The 19,620-nt window shown below is 72.1% G+C and carries 17 protein-coding genes; 7 read left to right on the forward strand and 10 right to left on the reverse strand.

The features are described from left to right. Nucleotides 1–466 precede the first annotated feature (466 nt). Nucleotides 467–1,204: a helix-turn-helix transcriptional regulator gene (locus ACIHCL_RS17155; protein ID WP_399862450.1), complete on the forward strand. Its 738-nt coding sequence runs from the start codon at nucleotides 467–469 to the stop codon at nucleotides 1,202–1,204. Nucleotides 1,205–1,279: 75 nt separating this feature from the next. After that, nucleotides 1,280–1,744 (forward strand): hypothetical protein, encoded by a 465-nt coding sequence (locus tag ACIHCL_RS17160; RefSeq protein ID WP_399862452.1) that lies wholly within the window; start codon nucleotides 1,280–1,282, stop codon nucleotides 1,742–1,744. Between the two features lie 39 nt (nucleotides 1,745–1,783). Here the strand turns inward: ACIHCL_RS17160 and ACIHCL_RS17165 are convergent, their stop codons facing one another. Continuing rightward, on the reverse strand, nucleotides 1,784–2,293 hold the full coding sequence (locus ACIHCL_RS17165; RefSeq protein WP_399862454.1) for a GNAT family N-acetyltransferase: 510 nt from the start codon (nucleotides 2,291–2,293) through the stop codon (nucleotides 1,784–1,786). Nucleotides 2,294–2,415: 122 nt separating this feature from the next. Beyond that, entirely contained in the window at nucleotides 2,416–3,129 is a 714-nt protein-coding gene (locus ACIHCL_RS17170; protein ID WP_399862457.1) for a hypothetical protein, read from the reverse strand. A 379-nt stretch (nucleotides 3,130–3,508) separates the two neighbouring features. Here ACIHCL_RS17170 and ACIHCL_RS17175 point away from each other — a divergent pair, with 379 nt between their 5' ends. Together ACIHCL_RS17175 and ACIHCL_RS17180 are read left to right on the forward strand one after the other, a co-directional pair. Then, nucleotides 3,509–5,764 (forward strand): hypothetical protein, encoded by a 2,256-nt coding sequence (locus tag ACIHCL_RS17175; RefSeq protein ID WP_399862459.1) that lies wholly within the window; start codon nucleotides 3,509–3,511, stop codon nucleotides 5,762–5,764. After that, the gene (locus ACIHCL_RS17180; protein ID WP_399862461.1) at nucleotides 5,754–7,076 is read left to right on the forward strand and encodes a hypothetical protein; all 1,323 of its coding nucleotides are present in this window, start codon (nucleotides 5,754–5,756) and stop codon (nucleotides 7,074–7,076) included. The genes ACIHCL_RS17175 and ACIHCL_RS17180 overlap by 11 nt, the downstream gene beginning before the upstream one ends. A gap of 265 nt (nucleotides 7,077–7,341) precedes the next feature. Here ACIHCL_RS17180 and ACIHCL_RS17185 read toward each other — a convergent pair whose 3' ends face one another. Continuing rightward, nucleotides 7,342–8,922: a hypothetical protein gene (locus ACIHCL_RS17185; protein WP_399862463.1), complete on the reverse strand. Its 1,581-nt coding sequence runs from the start codon at nucleotides 8,920–8,922 to the stop codon at nucleotides 7,342–7,344. Between the two features lie 346 nt (nucleotides 8,923–9,268). Then, a complete protein-coding gene (locus ACIHCL_RS17190; RefSeq protein WP_399862465.1) occupies nucleotides 9,269–10,585 on the reverse strand; it encodes a N,N-dimethylformamidase beta subunit family domain-containing protein in 1,317 nt (438 codons plus the stop codon). Nucleotides 10,586–11,126: 541 nt separating this feature from the next. Here ACIHCL_RS17190 and ACIHCL_RS17195 point away from each other — a divergent pair. Beyond that, nucleotides 11,127–11,900, forward strand: coding sequence for a D-Ala-D-Ala carboxypeptidase family metallohydrolase (locus ACIHCL_RS17195; protein ID WP_399862467.1), 774 nt, complete (start codon nucleotides 11,127–11,129; stop codon nucleotides 11,898–11,900). Nucleotides 11,901–12,249: 349 nt separating this feature from the next. On the opposite strand, the gene ACIHCL_RS17200 is transcribed toward ACIHCL_RS17195, so the two are convergent. The 3 genes from ACIHCL_RS17200 to ACIHCL_RS17210 form a co-directional block, all read right to left on the reverse strand. After that, nucleotides 12,250–12,642, reverse strand: a complete 393-nt coding sequence (locus ACIHCL_RS17200) for a hypothetical protein (RefSeq protein WP_399862469.1) — start codon at nucleotides 12,640–12,642, stop codon at nucleotides 12,250–12,252. A gap of 26 nt (nucleotides 12,643–12,668) precedes the next feature. After that, nucleotides 12,669–14,342: an energy-dependent translational throttle protein EttA gene (gene ettA, locus ACIHCL_RS17205; RefSeq protein ID WP_399862471.1), complete on the reverse strand. Its 1,674-nt coding sequence runs from the start codon at nucleotides 14,340–14,342 to the stop codon at nucleotides 12,669–12,671. A 498-nt stretch (nucleotides 14,343–14,840) separates the two neighbouring features. Then, nucleotides 14,841–15,365, reverse strand: a complete 525-nt coding sequence (locus tag ACIHCL_RS17210; RefSeq protein WP_399862472.1) for a hypothetical protein — start codon at nucleotides 15,363–15,365, stop codon at nucleotides 14,841–14,843. 257 nt (nucleotides 15,366–15,622) lie between these two features. Between ACIHCL_RS17210 and ACIHCL_RS17215 the strand changes: the two genes are divergently transcribed. Next, nucleotides 15,623–15,973, forward strand: a complete 351-nt coding sequence (locus ACIHCL_RS17215) for a DoxX family protein (RefSeq protein WP_399862474.1) — start codon at nucleotides 15,623–15,625, stop codon at nucleotides 15,971–15,973. 112 nt (nucleotides 15,974–16,085) lie between these two features. Here the strand turns inward: ACIHCL_RS17215 and ACIHCL_RS17220 are convergent, their stop codons facing one another. Then, the gene (locus ACIHCL_RS17220; protein ID WP_399862476.1) at nucleotides 16,086–16,592 is read right to left on the reverse strand and encodes a MarR family winged helix-turn-helix transcriptional regulator; all 507 of its coding nucleotides are present in this window, start codon (nucleotides 16,590–16,592) and stop codon (nucleotides 16,086–16,088) included. 366 nt (nucleotides 16,593–16,958) lie between these two features. Between ACIHCL_RS17220 and ACIHCL_RS17225 the strand changes: the two genes are divergently transcribed. Beyond that, nucleotides 16,959–17,966 carry a hypothetical protein gene (locus tag ACIHCL_RS17225; RefSeq protein WP_399862478.1) on the forward strand — a complete coding sequence of 336 codons (1,008 nt, stop codon included), beginning with the start codon at nucleotides 16,959–16,961 and terminating at the stop codon, nucleotides 17,964–17,966. 350 nt (nucleotides 17,967–18,316) lie between these two features. Here the strand turns inward: ACIHCL_RS17225 and ACIHCL_RS17230 are convergent, their stop codons facing one another. Together ACIHCL_RS17230 and ACIHCL_RS17235 are read right to left on the reverse strand one after the other, a co-directional pair. After that, nucleotides 18,317–19,012, reverse strand: a complete 696-nt coding sequence (locus tag ACIHCL_RS17230) for a hypothetical protein (protein ID WP_399862480.1) — start codon at nucleotides 19,010–19,012, stop codon at nucleotides 18,317–18,319. Beyond that, on the reverse strand, nucleotides 19,009–19,518 hold the full coding sequence (locus ACIHCL_RS17235; protein WP_399862483.1) for an RNA polymerase sigma factor: 510 nt from the start codon (nucleotides 19,516–19,518) through the stop codon (nucleotides 19,009–19,011). The genes ACIHCL_RS17230 and ACIHCL_RS17235 overlap by 4 nt, the downstream gene beginning before the upstream one ends. Nucleotides 19,519–19,620 lie beyond the last annotated feature (102 nt).

Here is a 19,620-nt window from a genome sequence, read left to right on the forward strand (position 1 = left end):
CTTTCCGGCGCCATCCTGGCACGGCCGAGAACCCACGCGCACCCACGTTTTCCGCGTTGGCGACGACTCACGATCCGGAGGCGACGGCTCAGGAATGGAGCGTTTGGCAGCGTCGCCGTCGGCCCGGACGGCCTGATCGGCCGGGCGGTCGTCAAGCCGGATCGTCCGCCGGGGCCACCACGTCCTGTCCCGCCCCGGTCCGTCGGGCTGACCGTGCCCGCCGCTGGGAGTGCGGCAGTCTGGTCGAGCGGTGATCGTCAGCCTCTCCGCACACCCTTCAGGTGTGTGGAGGGATCCACAGCGGCGGCTGTCCGGCGGATTGCCCCTCGTCCCGGCAGATGGTGAGCCGGCCCAGGCCCACTCCTCATGCGATCCACACACACCCGTTTTCCTTATTTCTCATCTGTCGCAAGAAAAAGGGTTAAAGGGGGTTTTCACCTACTTTGATGGTCGATATTCTGTTCGTGTGGGACTCGACCACGCCTCGCTGTCCACCCTGGCAGCACTCGGCGACGCCACCCGGCTCCGTATGTTCGAGTTCATACGGCAGACGCGGCTACCGGTCACCCGCGAGGAGGTGGCCAACAGCCTCGGCATCTCGCGCAAGCTGGCCGCCTTCCATCTCGACAAGCTGGTGGCGGCCGGTCTGCTCCAAGCCCGCTATGACACCTCCACAGGAATCCGCAAGGTCGGCCGTCGGCCCAAGGTGTACGAGCCGGTGGCCGAGGCCATCGCGGTGACCATCCCCGAACGGCGCTACGGCATGCTGGCCGACGTCCTCACCGAAGCCGTCCTGACGGAGGCGGAAGGCGAGTCGGCCCGTGCGGCCGCACTTCGGGTGGCGCACCAGCGCGGACAGGCCCTGGGTGAGGCCGAACGCGAGCGGGTACGTCCCGGGCGGCTCGGCGCCGAGCGGGGACTGAGCGTCGCCGCCGAAACACTCGAAGACTTCGGTTTCGAGCCCGAGCGCGCCACGCCCACGCTGCTACGGCTGCGCAACTGCCCCTTCCACCCCCTGGCGGCGAAGGCTCCGGACCTGATCTGCGCCGTCAATCAGGCTTTCCTGGCCGGCTACCTGCACGGCCTCGGAAGCGACAGGACCACGGCGGTACTCGCCCCTCGGCCCGGCTCGTGCTGCGTCGAGCTGCGCGGCGAACACACAGCCGGAGACGGTCCTCGGGGCGATACGGTCTGCGAGCGGTGAATCGGCGCCCCGCCTCGGTCCGCAGCCGTCGGCGTCCCCCTGTCATCCGGTCCGTGCAAGTGAACAGCTGGAGTCATGATGAACTCCACCTATCCCGCCCAAGCCCCCCTGAGAGGGCTGGGAGCCTGCTGTGCCGTCGGCAACACGGTGCTGCACGGACTTCTCGTCGCTGATCATCTTGAGGAGAAGTTCTACATCGGCGTCCTGTTCGCCGTCGGTAGTGCCGTCATGCTCGTCGTCGCGGCGGCCCTACTGATCTCGAAGCGTCCCCATCTCGCCTGGCTGACCGGAGCCGCGGTCAGTCTCGGCATGATCGTCGGGTTTCTGCTTTCACGCACCGTCGGCTTGCCGGACGGCTACCACGAAGCCGGCTGGGAGCCACCGTACGGCGCTCTGTCCCTGTTCGTCGAGGGCCTCTTCGTCGTCGCCTTTCTTGCGTGGTTGAGCGGGAGCGCGAGGAGCACGGACGCCGTCCTCCAGTCGCCCTACCGTTCGGGCCGGGAGCGGATCGCCTCCGGGCGCGGCGCCCGGGAACGTTGAGCCGGATGCGTCCGTCGTGCGGCCCCAGCCCGAGCCGGGTCAGACGCCGAACGCGGCCGGGTACCGGATGGTGCCGGTGGGGACCGGGCGGGTGTCGTCGAGGGCCATCGCCATCATGAACTCGTCAGCCACCTCGAAAGGTGCGTGGATGCCGAACCGGGAAGCGGGGGCAAAGCCGAACCGCGGGTAGTAGTTGGCGTGTCCCAGGACGACGACGAGGTTCTCCCCGATGGCCCGGGCTGCGTCCAGGGCGGCGCGGATGGCAGCGGATCCGGCGCCGGTGCGTTGTACGGAGGGCAGTACCGCACACGGGGCCAGGGCGAGGGCGGGCTCGCCGTCGACGTGGCAGCGGGTGAGCAGGGCGTGTCCGACCGGGGTGCCGTCAGAGGCGGTGGTGATCACGGACAGGCCGTCGATCCACGTCCTGGGGTCGGCGCGCAGGGCGTCGACGAGGTCGGCCTCCTCCGGGGTGGGGAAGGCCGCGAGGACGATGCCGCGGATGGCAGGGATGTCCTCGGCGGTCTCGGGACGGGTGGTCCAGGTGGTCATGGGTGGTTCCGTTCTCCTCGGGGTCGATGGCGGTGTCGTGGGCGTGGAGGAGGCAGGCGGCGCAGTTGTGGTCGCTGGTCGTGCTCGCGCCGCATGACGGGGCGGCCTTGGATCCGGTCCGGTTACCGGCCATGCAGCCAGACACGCAGCGGACCGACCGGCTCGAAGCCATGACGGATGGCTGCCGCCAGGGCGTCGCCCTGCTCGTAGCCGACCACCGGCAAGGAGGGGAACAGCCGCGTGACTGCGTCCAGTACGACCGGCCAGGCCGTGTCGGGACCGCCGTCCAGCGCGAACACATTGGAGACTCCGACCACTTCGTCGCCGCGGCTCGCCACCGCACCGGTGACCACACGGCCGTCTTCGGTCTTTCCGGAAAGCACGAAGGTGGCGGGGTCGTCGAGCAGTTGGGGCCGGAAGAGGTCCGCGTCGCCGTCCCCGTCGTCCCAGGCGAGCGCCCAGGTGTGCAGCATGTCCGGGTCGCCCACCACGTTCCAGGAAAGATCCGGCGCGGGAGCGGGCGCACGCGCCGGCCGGTGGATCCACTGCGCCTCGAACAGCACCTGGAAGCCGCCCTCCGTCAGGTCGAGGTCGGCGAAGCCGTCCTTGACGGAGGCGCCGGGTGCGGTGGTGTCGATCCGGGCCGCCAGCGCGGCGGGGTCGGCGTCCGGCACCAGCGTCACCGCGTCCGGGTAGTAGAGCGGCGTACGAGACGGGGCGGCCCAGGCCTGTGCTCCGAACTCGCCCTCCACACCGTGTGATCGGCTCATCGCCGCGCACCACTCGGCGTTGTTGCGGGCGGCGGCCCGGACCAGGAACTGCTTGGGGATCGTCACAAGTGCGGATCATGACGACTCCGGTCCGGCCCGTCGACCGGTTTTCCGCAGATGGCCCGAGGGAAGCTCCGCCCGAAACCCCGTCGGCCGGCCTCCGGGAATTACCTGACCGCGGCAAGGGCGGCGGATCGGAAGCGATGCCAGGGACACCGCGCCGCTTTGCCGGGCCGCACGGCGGTGCCGGTACGCCTCCTCGCACCCTCGCCGTCGAAGGGCGACGCCGAGACCCTGGCTCCTCGCCCCTCCGTCCGGCCGCGCCCGTGGCGGCATCGCCGCCCGCGATGCAACCGCCTCGCACCACCCGGGGGCCGGAAGACGTCCGTACTTGTCGGCATCAAGCGCGGGTAAAGTGACCGGCCGAACCACCGGGAGGGCGCCTATGCGGACGCTGACAGGGATACGGCGACGGACCGGGACGTTCAGGACCCGGGCGGGCACGGCGCTCGGGGCACTCGCGGCGCTCGTGCTGCTCGGCAGCGCCGGAACGGCGGTTGCGACCGACCCCGGCACGGCGCCGAGCGCCACGGCGACGTCCCCGGCGACCGCCACCACCGCGCCGGCCGATCGACGCGCCGACGGTGCGACCCAGTCCGAGCGCCTGGCCGCGGAACTGCGCAAGAACCCGGTCTACGTCTCGGCCGACCGCCCCCGCAAACTGCCGCGCTCCCTCGCTCCGGACATCGCCGCGCTCGCCCAGCGCACCGGCGTGCCCACCTACGTGCTGGCGCTGCCCTCGGGCGACGCCACACTGCTCGGCCTGGTGCACGACCGGCTCGGCGAGAACGGCCTGTACGTGCTGATCGGCAACCACAGCAGCATCACCGCCTCCACGTTCGGCGTCGATGTCCCCGTCGAGGAAGCCCGCCGCATCGCCCTGTACGGCACCCCGTACGGGGCCGGCCCGCTCGCCGCGTTCGAGTCCTTCGTCGACGCGATCGCCTCCGGCCGCGACCAGGCCGCCGCCAAGGCCGACGAGCTGTACGACCGCTACCGCAAGGACGGCAAGCCCGATCTGTACATCAGCTCCACCGACCGGCAGAACCAGAACCTGCTGCTCGGCCTGGCCGTGGTGGTGCTCCCCGGCCTGGTGCTGGCCCTCGGCATCCGGCTCTCCTTCCGCCGCTCCGGCCGGCCGCGGCCGGCCGGGAGGAAGACGGCCGTCGACTCGAAGGCCCAGGCCGTCATACCGGGCAAGAGATCGGGCAAGGGCCCAGGCAAGGCCGCGGCGAACCCGAAGGCCCCGGCCCGCACCACCTGGTTCGCCACCCGCCGACGCGGTGTGCTGCCGCTGACGGTGGTGGCCGCGGTGGCCGCCGCGGTCGCCGTGGTGCAGGCCGCGCCCACCGTCTTCCCGCAGACCGTCGACAGCCCGTACCTCCACGTCACCCAGGGCGACCTGGACGCCCGGGTGGAGGAGGTCGCCACCGGGCTCGCCGCCGGACCGATCCACCAGGACCCGTCCACCGCGGACGTGCTGACCCCCGCCGACCTGCCCGCGATCCGGCAACGGATCGCCGAACTCGCGCCCAAGGGCCCGGTGCATGTGCTGGTCACGCCGACCCACAGCGACGACGAGAGCGGCGGCGACAGCAGCCTCCTGCTCGCCCGGGTCCATCAGCGCACCGGCCAGAACGGCGTCTACGTGCTGATCGACCCGGTGTCCGGCCGGATCGACCTGGACACCTTCGGCACCGACCAGGACGCCGCGCGCCGCTTCATGCGTCTGTCGTCCACCGTCCACTACCCGGAGTACCGCGACGACGGCGACCTGCAGGTGGTGCCGCGCCTCAACCAGACCCTGGACGCCGTCGCCGACGCCGAGCCGAGCAAGGGCGACGACCCCGCGACCCGCGACGCCGAACTGCCCCCGCTGCACGACAACCGGCTGCCCGGCCTGTTCAGCAGCGACTTCGCGCCCGGGATCATGCTCGGCACGATGCTGCTGGGCGCCCTGCTGCTGATCGCCTGGCTGGTGATCGCCGTCACGCGGGCCGTGCTGCACTCCCGCCGCACCCGCGCGGCCGACCCCTCGCCGCCGCAGCATTCCGGACCCCGGCACGCCACCGCGCTGCCGTCCGTCCGGCAACTGCGTGCCTGGGCCGCCGCCGATGTCCGCGAGCTCTCCGGGCAACTGGCCGCCGCCGACCAGGAGGCGCCCGGCCGCCCCCGCGCCTGGGACTGCCTGGACGCCGCCGAACTGCTGGCCAACACCGGCGGCGAGCGCCCGGACGAGGCCACCGAGGCGGCCGATCTGGCGGCCGTCGCGGTGCTCGCCCAGGCCGGACTCGCCGCCCTCCGGGGACACCTCCACCCCACCCTCTGCCGGCTCAACCCGCTGCACGGCGAGGCCACCGGCGGCAAGGTCCCGGGGTGGCTCGCCGACCTCGGCATCGGCCCCAGGTTCGCGCAGCTGTGCCCCGCCTGCCGGGACGCCTTGCGCAGCGTCGGCGCCAGCCACAGCGCCGCCGACCCCGCCGACCGCGAACGGGCGGCCACCGAACGGCTGCTGCGCCTGCCCGGGGCGGACGGCCGCACCCGGACCGCCTGGGACGAGGCCGGGCAGGTCCTGCCGGCCGCCCGTGAAGGGCTCGAAGCACTCATCCTCAGGGCCAGGGAGTCCGCCAGTGTCCAGTGACCGACTGACCAGTGACCGCCCGACCGGCGCCTCCCGCGGCCTCGCCGCCGGACTGCTCGCCGCCCTGCTGCTGGCCTGCACGGCGCTGCTCACCGCCGGCGCCCCCGCCCGGGCGGAAACCGCGGGGACCGGGCCCAGCGCCACGAAGATCGCCGAGGCGCTGACCACCGACCCTGTCTATGTCGACCCGTCCTACGCGGCCGCCGTCAACCCCTCCCAGCAGCAGGCCCTGGCCGACCAGATCGACGCGACCGGCCTGCCGATCAAGGTGGTCCTGGTGCCGCTGAAGAAGGGCGACGCCTTCGACGGAGACCCCCGCACCCTCGCCGCGGTGCTCAAGGAACGGCTCGACCGGCAGCAGCTGATCCTGATCACCAACGCCGCGTACGGGAAGTGGCTCAACGGCACCGAGTGGCCCACCGACGCCCATCAGACCCGCGACGCCGCCTCCGCCGTCGGATTCCTCAAGGAACTCGACGACGCCGGACTGGCCGCCCGGGTCGGCAAGGCCGTGGAGCTGATCAAGGACGGCAAGGGCACCGAGGTCTACAAGGCCGAGACCGCCAGGATCAACAAGGAGTACTCGGCCCGGCCCGAGGTCAGGGAGAACGCCTCCGGCGGCGGCTCGGGGACCCTGCTCGCGGTCGCCGCGGTGCTGGTCCTCGCCGCCGTCGGCGCCGTCGTCCTGGTCCGCCGCCGCTCGCCCCGGCACACCGCCTTCACCTTCCCCGACGCCGTCTTCGCCGCCGAGCAGGCAGCCGACGAGGCCGGGCTGCGCCGCCAGGCCGCCGCCGAACTGCTCGCCCTCGGCGAGGCCGTGGAGCACGCCGACGACGAGACCACCCCAGGCCTGGGCCGGGCCCTGGACGCCTACGACGCGGCCGGCCGGGTGCTGGACGCCGCACGGGGCCTTCCCGACCTGGTCGGAGTGCTGGCCCTGGCCGCCGAGGGACGCTCCGCCCTGGCCCCGGCCCCCGGACTCCCGCTGTGCTTCTTCGACCCCCGGCACGGCACCGCCGTCCGCCGGACCACCTGGCGCCCCCTCGGCCGCCGGGAGCGGGCCGACGTCGCGGTCTGCGAGGACTGCGGCCAGGCCCTGCGCGCCCGCCGCCCGCCGCAGGTGCTGGCGGTCCGGGACCAGGGCCGCACCGTCCCCTACTTCGAGGTGCCCGCCGAACGCAGCCTGTGGGCCGCCACCGGCTACGGCTCCCTGCTGTCCGGCCGCGACGACACCCTCGCCGCCCGGGTCGGCGCCGGCGAGTTCAGCCGCGCCCGGCAGCAGTCCGAGGACCGCGGCGCGGCCAGGGACTGAGCCCCGCATGCCCGCCGACGGAGCGCGGGTTCCCCGACAAAACCGGCGCTCCGCCGTTCCGCGCCCCGTACGGGTCGCGCAGTTCCCGCACGGCCGACGCACCGGGACAGCTCTGGACGACGGGCTGTCAGCGGTGCCGGGCCGTCGATGTGCGGGAGCGGTCAGCGACCGCGGGCGGCACGGGGGCGGTGGTGGGGACGCGGACGGGACGGCCGAGGCCTGGCCCGCGCCGGGCGCTGGTCCACCGCGGTTCAGGGGACAGCCCTTACGTGACCGTCAGAGTCACCGGGCCGCCCGGCATCGGGGTGCCGTTCCGGAAACCGAAGGACGAGGACTTGTACGCCTGGTCGGAGAGGCGCAGGGCGATGGTGTACGTCCCGGGGCCCACATTGAAGGGTAGTGGGAAGGAGATGGTCAACGGGCCGCTGAAGGTCAGTGGGGCGCCGCCGGACACGGCCGGGATCTCCTGCCCCGAGGAGTCGACCAGATAGACGTCGTAGCCGTTGACACCTGCGGTGGTGCCCGAGATGTTGACGGTGAGGCGGATGTCCGTGAAGTGTTCCGTTGCCGGGATGGTGGTGGGCGAGAGCGTGGCCCGGTCGATCTCGGGCAGCACCGTGTCGGGTGCCGAAGTGATCGTCAGACCGGTTTCCGGTGCGCCGAACTCCGAGCCGTACAGAGCGACGTTCCCGGCGTTGTCCGTGATGATCACGCCGGTGATGTGGCAGGTGAAGACCTTCCGCGGCACGTCGTAGTCCACCGAGACGGTCCCGTCCGCCGCGGTCGTCGCCGTGGTGGAGGTCTGTCGGCAGCCGTTGACGCTGTCGGTGTCCACCACCGCCGACGCGACCCCGCCCCGGTCCCCGTGGGGCCGGAAGCCGACCTGGATCGTCCGGGCGCCCTGCCAGGTGTCGACCGGGTTCGGCGTCGCCGTGAAGCCGTCCGCGGAGAGCACGTCATTGGAGGTGACGTGGACCGGCGCGGCTGAGAGGTTGTCGTAGGTGCTGGTGTTGCCCGCGTTGTCCGTGAGCTCGACCTGCGAGACGGTCCACGTGCCCGATGCCGCGTGCGCGGGGAAAGTCACGGACACGCGACAGGACCTGGCGTCCGTCTGGCCCCACTCGATGTAGCCACAGCCCTGGTAGCCCGCGTACCAGGTCCACTCGATGGCGAACGAACCGGTCAGCTGCTGCCCGCCAGGGCCGGTCAGCGTCAGGGTGCCGCCTGAGACGCCGGCCTGGGAGTCGTGCACGTTGAGCAGGTAGGTCATGCTCGACGAGTCTTCGCCGACGTAGACGTACGGTTTCCGTTCGTTGTCCACCGCGAGGTCGTCGTACGTCGGGCCCTCCGCGTCGGCGAGCGTCTTCGCCTCGAACGTGTTGTGGAACGCACCCAGCCGGTCGGCACCCCAGTCCAGCGAGGTGCCCTGGGTGTCCCAGGCCTCCAGGCGGGTGACGGCCCAGATGACCGATGTCCCGGCCGCGTACTGCGGAACGGCCAGCGTCCACTCGTAGGTGGCCTCCTGGGGCGTCGAACCGGGCACCAGGGTGATGTCCTGACCGGAGGAGCCCAGGTCATGGGTCCCGACCAGCGGCACGCCCAGGTACGTGCCGGCCGTGGCGCCCTGGCGGCGCAGGTAGACCCGCGCACTCATGCCGTCGGTCCCTGGGGTGGTGTCCGTCATCGTCCAGCGGAGCGTGACGGTCTTTCCGCCAGGCGTCGCGTCCACTGTGGACGGGGTGAAGTCCATGTCCGTGACAGCCATGGTGCCCGTCTCCCCCGCTGCCGCGGTCCCCGTGATCGGCGCCAGGGCCAGCGCGAGCCCCACCCCGATCGCCGCAGCCATCCGTCTCAGACGTATGCGCAACTGTGCCCCCTCATTCTGTTTTCCGTTGCTCCCCGTACTCCGGGGCGATCGGACTGTAACAGCCCAGTCACCCACCGCACCGGGATAATTCGATGATCTGCTCGACTGCCCCCGTGCCGCCGACCGCCCGCCGAGTCGGCCGTCATCTCGGCGGGCCGTGCCTGGAAGAAAGCGGTCCGTTCCTTGGAGAAGGAGGAGCGTCTGCTCGGGCGTTCCTCCCAGGCTCGCAGCAGGGCCATGCCGGGCACCGACACCGCCCGGAGCCGCGCCCCAGGTGCCGCGCGACCCGAATCCGGGAACCGCGAACGACGAACGGGGAGTTCCTTCAGGCCCTGTCCCTGTACACCTCCGTCACGTTCGGACGCGGTGCGGGCCGGTGGTGGGCGGCGGGGCCCTGTGCGAAAGCGCGCAGGAGGTTCTCCGTCGTGCGGGTGACGAAGGCGCGGGTCCGGGCGTCCATACCGTGGTCGCGTCCCCCGTCGGGGGTTCCGGCCATCAGCGCCTCCACCCACCGCATGGTGCCGGTCGCGAAGACGCCCGCGCCGCTTCGCGCGGTGTAGTACGCCGAGTCGCTGTTGCTCCGGCGTCCGTTGCACACCAGAGGGGAATGGGCCGTTATCTCCAGGGGTTCGGGGACGGGCGCGCCCGGGGTGACCCGGTCGTACTCCACACCGACCAGATGGTCGAAGCCGTCGCCGCGGCGTACCCCAGTTCCCTCGTACAGCCACTGATCCGCCGCGTGGACGACATAGGGCGCATCCGTCGGATAACCCTCGTAGAGCACGCCCGTCAGCGAGGACTCCGGGTCGGCCGCCGGGGACCGGCGGAAGTCCGTCGTCACCAAGGAGGGGTGGGTGGAGTAGTAGGGGTCGGCCGGGTAGGAGGACTTGTAGCAGACCACCGTGCGCTCGGGCCGTGTCCCGTCCTGCTCCAGGCGGACCCGGCGAAAGCAGGTGTTGGCGCCGAGAAAGGCCACGTTGGTGCCGGCGTCGCGGGCCCGGGCGACGTGCTGACGCTGCTGCGGGGTCCAGTACTCGTCGTGGCCGAGACAGATGACGGCGACCGCCCCGCGCAGCACCTCCGGGTCGCGGTGCACGTCGACCCCGGTGGTGTACGCGAGAGGGATGCCGAGCCGTTCGGCGAGGACCACCGCCGCCCGCTCGTACACCATGAACTTCTCCGCGCCGTCGGAGTCGTAGGGCCGGTCGAAGCTCACGGCGAGAGACCGTGCGGCGTACGCCCCAAAGGGGCCCTCGTAGAGGCTGTAGCCGCCCCACCGGTTGTAGGCCTGCCAGGTGGCGGGCGCGTGCATGAGCACCGTTCGGCCCGCGCCCTGCGCGGAGCGCACGATCAGCGGGACGTAGCGCTGGTGGCCGTCCTCCGTGTCGAGCCGCAGCAGATACGCGCCCTCCGGCCAGCCCGCCGTGCCGAAGCTCAGAGTGCGCCGCCAGTCCGCGCGGACCGTGCGGGTGTCGGACAGGAAGCCCGGCTCCGTCTGGACGCGGCCCGGTATGCGCTCGGACGACCAGACGAGCCGGGCCTCGGCCCCGCCGTACCAGCCGATGCGGAAGGCCGAGACGCGGAAGGACGAGGCGGTCGTCGAAACGTACAGACCGCACTCCTCGCCCGGTGTCACACTCACCCGGTCGGCGTACCCGACGACGGCCGCCGCGGGCCCCTGCCACCGGATACGCCAGTCGGGTGTCCCCGGACGATCCCGTTCGGTCTCGGGCCGGTGCGAGGCTGCCGCCCGGCCGCCACGGGCGGGCGAAGAAGGAGAACAGGCGCCGGCCGTCGCCGAGACCAGCCCGACGCCCGCTTTCACGAAGGTTCTGCGGCGCAGCACCGACCCCTGTTCCGTCCCGTGCCGCGGTGTCTCCAGCCTGTCGGGGCCCACATCGCCTCCCGTACGTCCGGCTCACACGTCGCCGCCCCCGCGAGCAGCGTCACACGGCGCGGCGGGCCGCGCTCTGCCCGACGTCATGAGAGCGCGGGCCGCAGCGCCCGCGGCCCGGTCGTGCCACCGCACCGGACGGCGGACGCCCACCACGGCTGCCGTGTCGGGGGCGGCTGGCCGGGGGCAGCCGCCGGCCACGGGTTTTCTTGACAGAGCATTGACAAGGATCGGTCGACTGGTCAGGCTGCGCCTCTGACCGTGTCGTCATCCCAACAGAGGCCCCCACATGACATCGCGTTCGACCTCAGTGCTCGTGTCCGCTCTGGCCTGCGTCGGCTTGCTGTTCGCCGCACCCGCGTCCGCGACCCCCGCGCCGTCCCCCGCACCCGTCTCCGCCCCCGCCGACTTCACGTCCGCCAACGCCTGTTACACCTGGAACAGGTCCCTCGGCGAAGGGGCATCCGGCGAAGACGTACGGCAACTCCAGATCAGGGTCGCCGGCTACCCGGGTTTCGGCGACGAACTCGACATGGACGGCGAGTTCGGCCCGGCCACGAGAGCCGCGGTGCAGCGCTTCCAGGCGGCGTACGGTCTGGAGGCCGACGGCGTCGCGGGCCCGATCACCTTCGGCAAGATCTACGAACTCCAGAAGGGCGACTGTTCTCCGGCCAACTTCGACTGGGGCGAGCTCAACCAGTGCAACTCCGACTGGTCGGGCGGCCAAGTCGGCGCCGGCACGGTCCAGGCCAACGTTCTGGTCACCATGTGGAAACTGCAGGCCCTGCGGCACGCGATGGGCGACAGGCCGATCGGGATCAACGACGGCTTCCGCAGCCACCCCTGCAACGACGCTGTCGGCGGCGCCTCCGACAGCCTCCACATGTACGGTCTCGCGGCCGACCTCAGCGCCGGATCCCAGGGCTTCTGTGCCCTGGCCCTCCAGGCCCGCGAGCACGGCTTCGGTCAGATCCTGGGCCCGGGTTACCCGGGTCACGACGATCACGTCCACGTCGCGGGCGGTACCGGCCGGTACTGGTCGGCGCCCGACTGCGGGCTCTGAAAAGGGCGGCTCCCAGGGAGCGTCGCAACACACAGCCGGTTTGGCCGGGCCACGAGCAGTCCGTGCAGGCGCTCGGCCATGCCCAGCCCCCACAGGACCACGCCCACCGCGGCCGGGCCACACCGCCGAGGGCCGCCGAGGAACACCAGCGGCGGGAAGCAGGCGGTCGGCAGCCTCGCGCCCGCCACCGTCCACGGCCCTCACCGGTCGAACAGTCGGCCGGGGGCCGGCGCGGCCAGCGCCTCGGTGGCCATGGCGCCCGGGGGCAGAAACGGGCAGCCGGCGGACCGGCGGGGCAGGAGGCGGGGCACTCGGCCGGGCCGCCTCCTGCCTCACGGACGGACTCCGCTCATGACGATGTGGGCGATGTGCCTGAAGGCTCCAGCTCGCGGACCGGGCAGTCGGTCACACGGAAGCGGCGCGTGCCGGCATCGCGGGCCAGCGCGCGGGCGGCCGCGTGCGGGCTGCGGTAGGCGCCGATCTCGTGGGCGGTACCGGCGGGGACGGCGATCCAGCGGGCCGTACGGTCCACGCTGTGCCGCCGGACCCGGCCGAGGAGCCGTCCGTCGCAGGTGACGACCTGGATGACCGGGTGTCCGGGGAACAGCGGGGTGCACGCCAGGCCGTGGATGGGGGCCAGCCGCTCGACGGCCTGTTCCTCGCAGATGTGCCATTTGGCGCTGACGACGGTGAGCTGCGCCGTGCGGAGTGCAGCGACCGCCTCTTGGTCGAGATCTGTCATGGCGGGGCTCCAGTGGGTCGCGGCCCTCAGCCGCGGACCAGGCGGCGGTGGGTGACCCGGTGCGGGCGGGCCGCGTCCGGGCCCAGCCGCTCGGCCTTGTTGGTCTCGTAGTCGGCGTAGTTGCCCTCGAACCAGAACCAGTTCGCGCCGCCCTCCCAGGCCAGGATGTGGGTGGCGATCCGGTCCAGGAACCACCGGTCGTGCGCGGTGATCACGGCGCAGCCGGGGAAGCCGAGCAGCGCGTTCTCCAGCGAGGCGAGCGTCTCGACGTCGAGATCATTGGTCGGCTCGTCCAGCAGGAGGAGGTTGCCGCCCTGCTTGAGCGTCAGGGCCAGATTGAGGCGGTTGCGTTCGCCGCCGGACATCACACCGACGGGTTTCTGCTGGTCGGCGCCTTTGAAGCCGAAGGTGGCGACGTAGGCGCGGGAGGGCATCTCCACGTCGCCGACGCGCAGGTGGCCCAGCCCGCCGGACACGGCCTCCCACACGGATTTGGCGGGTTCCAGCCCGGCCCGGTTCTGGTCGACGTAGGAGACCTTGACGGTCTCGCCGAGGCGCAGCACGCCCGCGTCGGGCTTCTCCCGGCCGACGATCATCCGGAAGAGGGTGGTCTTGCCGACGCCGTTGGGGCCGATGACGCCGACCAGGCCCCCGCGTGGCAGGGAGAAGGACAGGTCCTCCAGCAGCACCCGGTCGCCGAAGCCCTTGGTCAGGTGCTCCGCCTCCAGCACCAGGCTCCCCAGGCGGGGTCCGGGAGGTATCTGGATCTCCTCGAAGTCCAGCTTCCTGCTCTTCGCCGCTTCGGCCGCCAGTTCCTCGTACCGCTGCACCCGCGCCTTGGACTTCGCCTGCCTGCCCTTTGCCCCGGAGCGCACCCACTCCAGTTCCTCGGAGAGCCGCTTCTGCCGCTTGGCGTCCTTGCGGCCCTCCACCTGGAGGCGGGCCGCCTTGGACTCCAGATACGTGGAGTAGTTGCCCTGGTAGAGGTAGGCGTGGCCCCGGTCGATCTCCAGGATCCACTGGGCCACGTTGTCCAGGAAGTACCGGTCGTGGGTCACCGCGACGACCGTGCCCGGACAGTCGGCGAGATGCTGCTCCAGCCAGGCCACGGACTCGGCGTCCAGGTGGTTGGTCGGCTCGTCCAGCAGCAGCAGGTCGGGCTGCGACAGCAGGAGTCGGCACAGGGCGACCCGGCGCCGCTCGCCACCCGACAACTCCCGCACGGGGGTGTCCGGCGGCGGACAGCGCAGGGCGTCCATCGCCTGCTCCAGGCGGGAGTCGAGGTCCCAGGCGCCGGCATGGTCCAGGGCTTCCTGAAGACCGCCGAGCTCGTCCAGGAACTGCCGCGTCTCCTCGCCCTCGGCCTCGGCGAGCCGTGCGGTGATCTCCTCGTAGCGGTACAGCATGTCGCGGATCTCGGCGACGCCCTGCTCGACATTGCCCTGCACGGTGGTCGAGTCGTCCAGCTTCGGCTCCTGCTCCAGGATTCCGACGCTGATGCCGGATGCGGCGAACGCGTCCCCGTTCGTCGGCCGTTCCAGCCCCGCCATGATCCGAAGCACGGTGGACTTCCCCATGCCGTTGGGCCCGACCACGCCGATCTTGGCTCCGGGGAGGAAGGCGAGGGTGACGTCGTCGAGGATGACCCTGTCACCGCGAGCCATCCGGGCCTTGCGCATCGTGTACACGTACATCCGCAATGCCTCCATGCCGGGCCGCGGGGCAGCGGGTCGCGGGCGTCTTCCGTCAGAGGCCACCAGCACAGGACGCGCGGGCAAGGGCAAGCCTCACCGCCCATCACCTCCATGGTGTGCCCGACCCGGCATGCCCGCCAACCCGCTCACCCCGGCATGCCCGCCGACCCGTTCCGGCGCTCGCACGGCCACGGGGGCTCCGCACGCCCCCATGCCGACGCCCCAGGGAACACCTCGTTCCTCTGGAGCGCCCCGTGCCTATGGAGCACCCCGTGCCTATGGACCCGGGTCCATCTCCAGGGCTGGCGTCGCCTCGGGGGCGATGGCGAGTTCACGTCGTGGGCGACAACCGCGGCGGTGGGCTCCAGCGGACCGCGGCGGCGTGGATCGGGCACCTGCGACCGAGCCTGACCGACACCGCGGACCGCCGTGAGAAGGCCGCGGATGAAAGGGCCGCGGATGAAGACGGAGCAGCGGGAGCCGCGGCGCGCCGGGACGACCGTGTCAGCGGGGAGTACGGCGGGCGGCCAGGGCGCACGCGGTCGAAGCAAGTCCCACGGACACGCCGGTCCGAGCGGTCAGCCGCCCCTCGTCCAGCGCCCGGCCCGCCCAAGGCTGTACGAGGGCCGCGCACGCCGCCAGGACGGACACGGCAGCGCCGGTGACCAGCGCGGGCAGACCGTCGGCCCTGCCGGACAGGGGCAGGAACCCGACGCCGACGGACAGGGCGGCGGTGGCTGCGGACAGAGCGGCCACCAGCCGCACGAACACCCCGTCCGCCGGCCGACGGACCAGGTCCGCCAGCGTCTGGCGCGCCTTCGGCAGCGGAGGCACGACCGGCACCGCCAGGGCGGCACAGACGGCGACCGCCGCGGCGAGCACCATCAGGACGGTGAACAGCAGCGTCAGGCCGCCCGCCCCGGTCGGCGGGCGGCTCGGCCGGGTCCGTACCCAGCGTGGCGTGATCCGGTCCGCGCTCGCCTTGGAGATCACCTGGGCCTCGTCGACCGCCGGGCCCGCCACACGCACCGCGCGGTGGATCGCAGAAGGAAGATGACGCGTCCCACCCACCCCGGGGCGGCTGCGGTCGAGCGGTCGCGGGCTGCGCCCCCACCCTGGTCGGGCCGGGGCGCGTGGCACTGCTGCCGGTCGGAACGCACAGCAGCGAACCCGACACCCTCCACCGGTTATAGTCTGTCACGCAGATCAGTTGCCGGGCAGAAGATTGGTCGACCATCTATTGACCGCAAGGTCTGCCCGGCCCGCCCGCCACCACCGGAGAATCCATGTCTATCGCCTATATCGTTCTCGCCGCCCTGCTGTCGCTGATGCTGGTCGTCTCGGGCCGGGGCAAACTCGCCAAGGACCCGAAGATCATGCCGGCGATGGCCGCTGTGGGGGTTTCGGCCGGAATGGTGCCGGTGCTGGCCGTTCTGGAGTTCGCCGGGGCGGTCGGCCTGCTCGTCGGGATCGGCTACCGTCCGCTCGGTGTCGCGGCGGCCGTGGGCGTGGTGCTGTACTTCCTGGGCGCTGTGATCGCCCACCTCCGGGTCAAGGACTTCAAGGGGACGCCCGGTGCCGGCGTCCTCCTCGTCGTCTCGGCGGCCGAGCTCGCACTGGCCGCCGCCAGCATGTGATCGGCGAAGCGCCTCTCGTCCGGCGCTTCCACGGAACGCCGGAGCGGGCCGCCACATCGGCGGCCCGCTCCGTCTTCACCCGTGCGCTCTCGCACCCCCCATGAGGGCGGTGTCAGAGGTGGTCCATCGCCTCGCAGGGGTTGACCCCCGGGTGCGCGCGATGGATGTGCGTGGACAGACGTTCTGCCAGCGTTGCCAGCGTCGCAGCCTCCTGCGGGGACAGCCCCGACAGCAGATCGGCCTCCGCCACAGCCACACGCCCTTCGTAGCCGGTCAGCGTCTCGGTACCCGCAGAGGTGGCCACGATCTTCCGTGCGCGGCGGTCCACGGGGTCGGGAACTCGCTCGACCAGGCCGGCGTCGACGAGGGTGTCGATCAGATAGGTCAGGACCGTGCGGTCGATCCCCAGATGAGCGCCGATCGCCTGCTGGTTGGGCGGATTCCCGTACACGACGGTCGACAGGATCTGATATCCGCGTACGCCCGCCGGTATGCCGTCCATCGCGGTCTCGAAACGGGTCTGGAACGCCCGGAGAATGACCCCCAGATGCCTGATGAGATCCCCGGGAGCGGCAGCGCCCTTCTCAGAATCAGAAGGTGTGAGCGCGTTCGTGACCATGCGCTCACCTTACTGCGCGTGCCATGCCCCTCAGCAGCTTCACCATCCTGGACGGCGGCGCGGCTGCGGGGAGCACGGGGAGAGGGTCGGTTCACCGGCCGGTGCTGGAGTCGGTCGGGAGCGGCGGCGGGGAGCACGGGGAGAGGGTCCTGCTGGTCCAGCCGGGGGACACAGCTCGCCGAAGCTCTCGGCCAAGGGGCCCGTGGCCGAGGTGCTCGCCCGATGCGCCATGATCTCGCTCGTCCGCCGGCACCTGTACCGGCGGTTCGCACGCGTCCGGGACCGCCACGACCATCCCCTCACGGCGCGCAGCACGATCCGATGAACGACGACCGGCCTGCGGAGACGGGCGGAGAGCGAGAACACATGACACGACGGCGGAAGGTCTGCGCGGCCGGGGCGGCGATCGTCCTGGCGGTCGCGGGCGGAGCACTGGTCTGGGGCATCGGCGGGGAGGACGGGTCCGGCGACGCCCTCGCCGACAGTTGCGGCGGTTCACTGGCCGTCAACGAGGCCAGGAAGTTCTTCGACGGCGCCGAACTGGAGCTGTGGGGGCACACGGGAGAGTGGGTGGGGCACCGGACCGAGTGGTGCTCCATACGGGCCCGGGGCGGCGGGAAGGGCCCCGAACTCAGGGTGCAGATCAGGCCCGCCGCGGCACATCGGGCGAGCGGCGCGGCCGAAGTGCCCACCGCCGCCCCGATCGGCCACGGCTGGAACGGCTCCTTCGCCCTCCAGGGCGGTCCCGAAGCCGCCGTGCTCGTCGACTGTGCCCCCTTGGCGGGCAAGGGGCTGCTCGTGCTCACGAGGACGCCGAAGTTCACCGACGAACTCTCCGCGGCCCAGGTGACCCAGGTAGCCCGCCTCGCCACCGAGACCGCCCGTCGCGCCGCCGAACGCTTCGGCTGCGAAGGAGAATTGGGAGAACGCCCCACGACAGTGGAACGCCCCACCAGCACCACACGCCCGGTCGCCGACGCGACCGGCACCTGCCGCGGCGTCGTGTCACGGGACACCGCCAAGGTCCTGCGTGCCACGGTCGTCCGGGAAGGCTCGGCGGGCCACGCGCTGACCGAGGAGTGCGAAGTCGAACGGAGCGAGCACGGCGATCTGGTCCTGACCGCGTTCTACGGCCCCTCCTCCGAACAGGAGAGGTATCTCGATCGCCGCTACCCCGGCAGCGTCAAGGGCGCACGGACCCGGTCCCACCCGTGCCCGGGCGCGCTCGGCACCGCGTACTTCAAACTCACCCCGCCCAAGGGGGCGGACGGCGAACCGACCCCGGTCGACACACCGACCGCCGACGCCATGACGGACGTGCTGGAGGCGTTCGCGACCGCCTCCGGGACCCGGCACGGGTGCGACGTCTCCTGACGGCTCACCAGTACGTCGTCGGCGCACCACACGTGCGCTGCGGGCGGCCCGGTACGCCTCGGTCGGATCGGCGGAGCATCCGACGGCGGGGCGCCACTCCCCCGCCGAAGAAGCTGAAGGGGAACCAGCGGCCGTCCGGGCCCGGGCGGAGCCGCATACCGGCGGTGGTGTCGGCAAGGACGCCGTCGACCGTGTCGATGCCTCCGGGGGCCACGCCCCGGACGCGTGGACGGCGTCCCGGGCCCCTTCCAGAATGGCGGCCGGGACCGGGGCCGCTCCCGACCCGACCGGCCGGAGCACCATCAGGCACCCGGTCGGCCGGTCGGCGGAAGCATCTCCGGAGCCCCCGGTCAGCCGGTCAGCCGGAGCGCCTGCAGGACCCCCGGGCTCAGCGTGACCGTGTTGTCCCCGGTCGGGACGGCCCGGTCTCCGCTGACACCGTAGGACCCCTGGACGGAGTTCACCAGCGTGAACCGGCCGTCGTCCTGCCGCTCCAGCAAAAACACGTACTCCTCCCCCGCCTTGAGCGCGGCCGTCTCGGGTCCGCCCAAACCGGGCGGGGTGTACGAGACGGTGACCCGCCCGCCCGGCGCGGTGCCCTTGGCCGTCGCCAGCACCTCGGCGGGCGCCTCCGTGGACGTGATGTCGTCCACGGTCCGCTCCGCGCCCTCGCCCAGCTTCGCCCGGACGATGAGGTCGGCCGCACCCTCCAGCTCGGCCGGAGAGGGGTAGTGGGGCTCGTCGGCGACGAGTCCGCCGCTCGGCTCGTCGGGGCCGGAGGCCGCGAGCACGGCGACGGCCCCGATCAGCACCGCGGCCGCGCCGCAGGCGACGGTCCCGATCAGTACCCCGCGCCGACGCGGGCGCCGGGTGAGCGGGACGGGGCGGGCCTCGCCCACCAGGACGCCCAACTCTCCTCTGGCACGCGGCGACAGGCCCTCCTCCGACGCGCCGGTCGGCAGCGGATCGGCGTGCCGGATCAGCGAGGCGACGCCCTGGGCGGACATCGCGGACTTCTTGACCTGCTTGGACTGCGAACGCTTCATACCGACTCCCGGGACGAGATGTAGAGCTCACGGAACGCCTTGCGCGCCCGGTGCAGACGGACCCAGACGGTGGGAGCACCGCAGCCGAGCAGGCGGCCCGCCTCCGCCGCGGAGAGGCCGTCCCAGTAGCTGAGCAGCAGCACCTCGCGGTGGTGGTCCGCCAGCCGATCGAGGGTGTCCAGAACCGCCGAGTCCTCCGCGGACGCGGGGGCGCGGCCGATCTCCGCACCGATCCGCCGGTGCAGCTCGGTCAGCCGGGCGGTGGCCCGGTAGTGGTTGCCGAGCACGTTCCTGGCAGTGACGAACAGCCATCCGGCCGTCGCCTCACCGTCCTTGAGCACGTGCTCCCACGCGATCCGGAACACCTCGGCAGCGATCTCCTCGGCCGCGCACCGGTCCCCCGTTCTGCGGTGCGCGAAGGCGTGCACCCGGGGGTACTCTCGCGCGTACAACGCGGTGAACTCCGCACCCCGGCCCGAATCCCTCACGGTCTGGTTGCTCTCCACACCCCGTACATGTCATGCCGGGGATGAATCCTTACAGAGCCCGGGAGATTTTCCGCGCTTCTTCTCCCCGGCCCGGTCCGCGCGTCCTTCGCGGCCTTGTCC

The organism is Streptomyces sp. NPDC052042 (assembly GCF_044548345.1).
Taxonomy (GTDB): domain Bacteria; phylum Actinomycetota; class Actinomycetes; order Streptomycetales; family Streptomycetaceae; genus Streptomyces.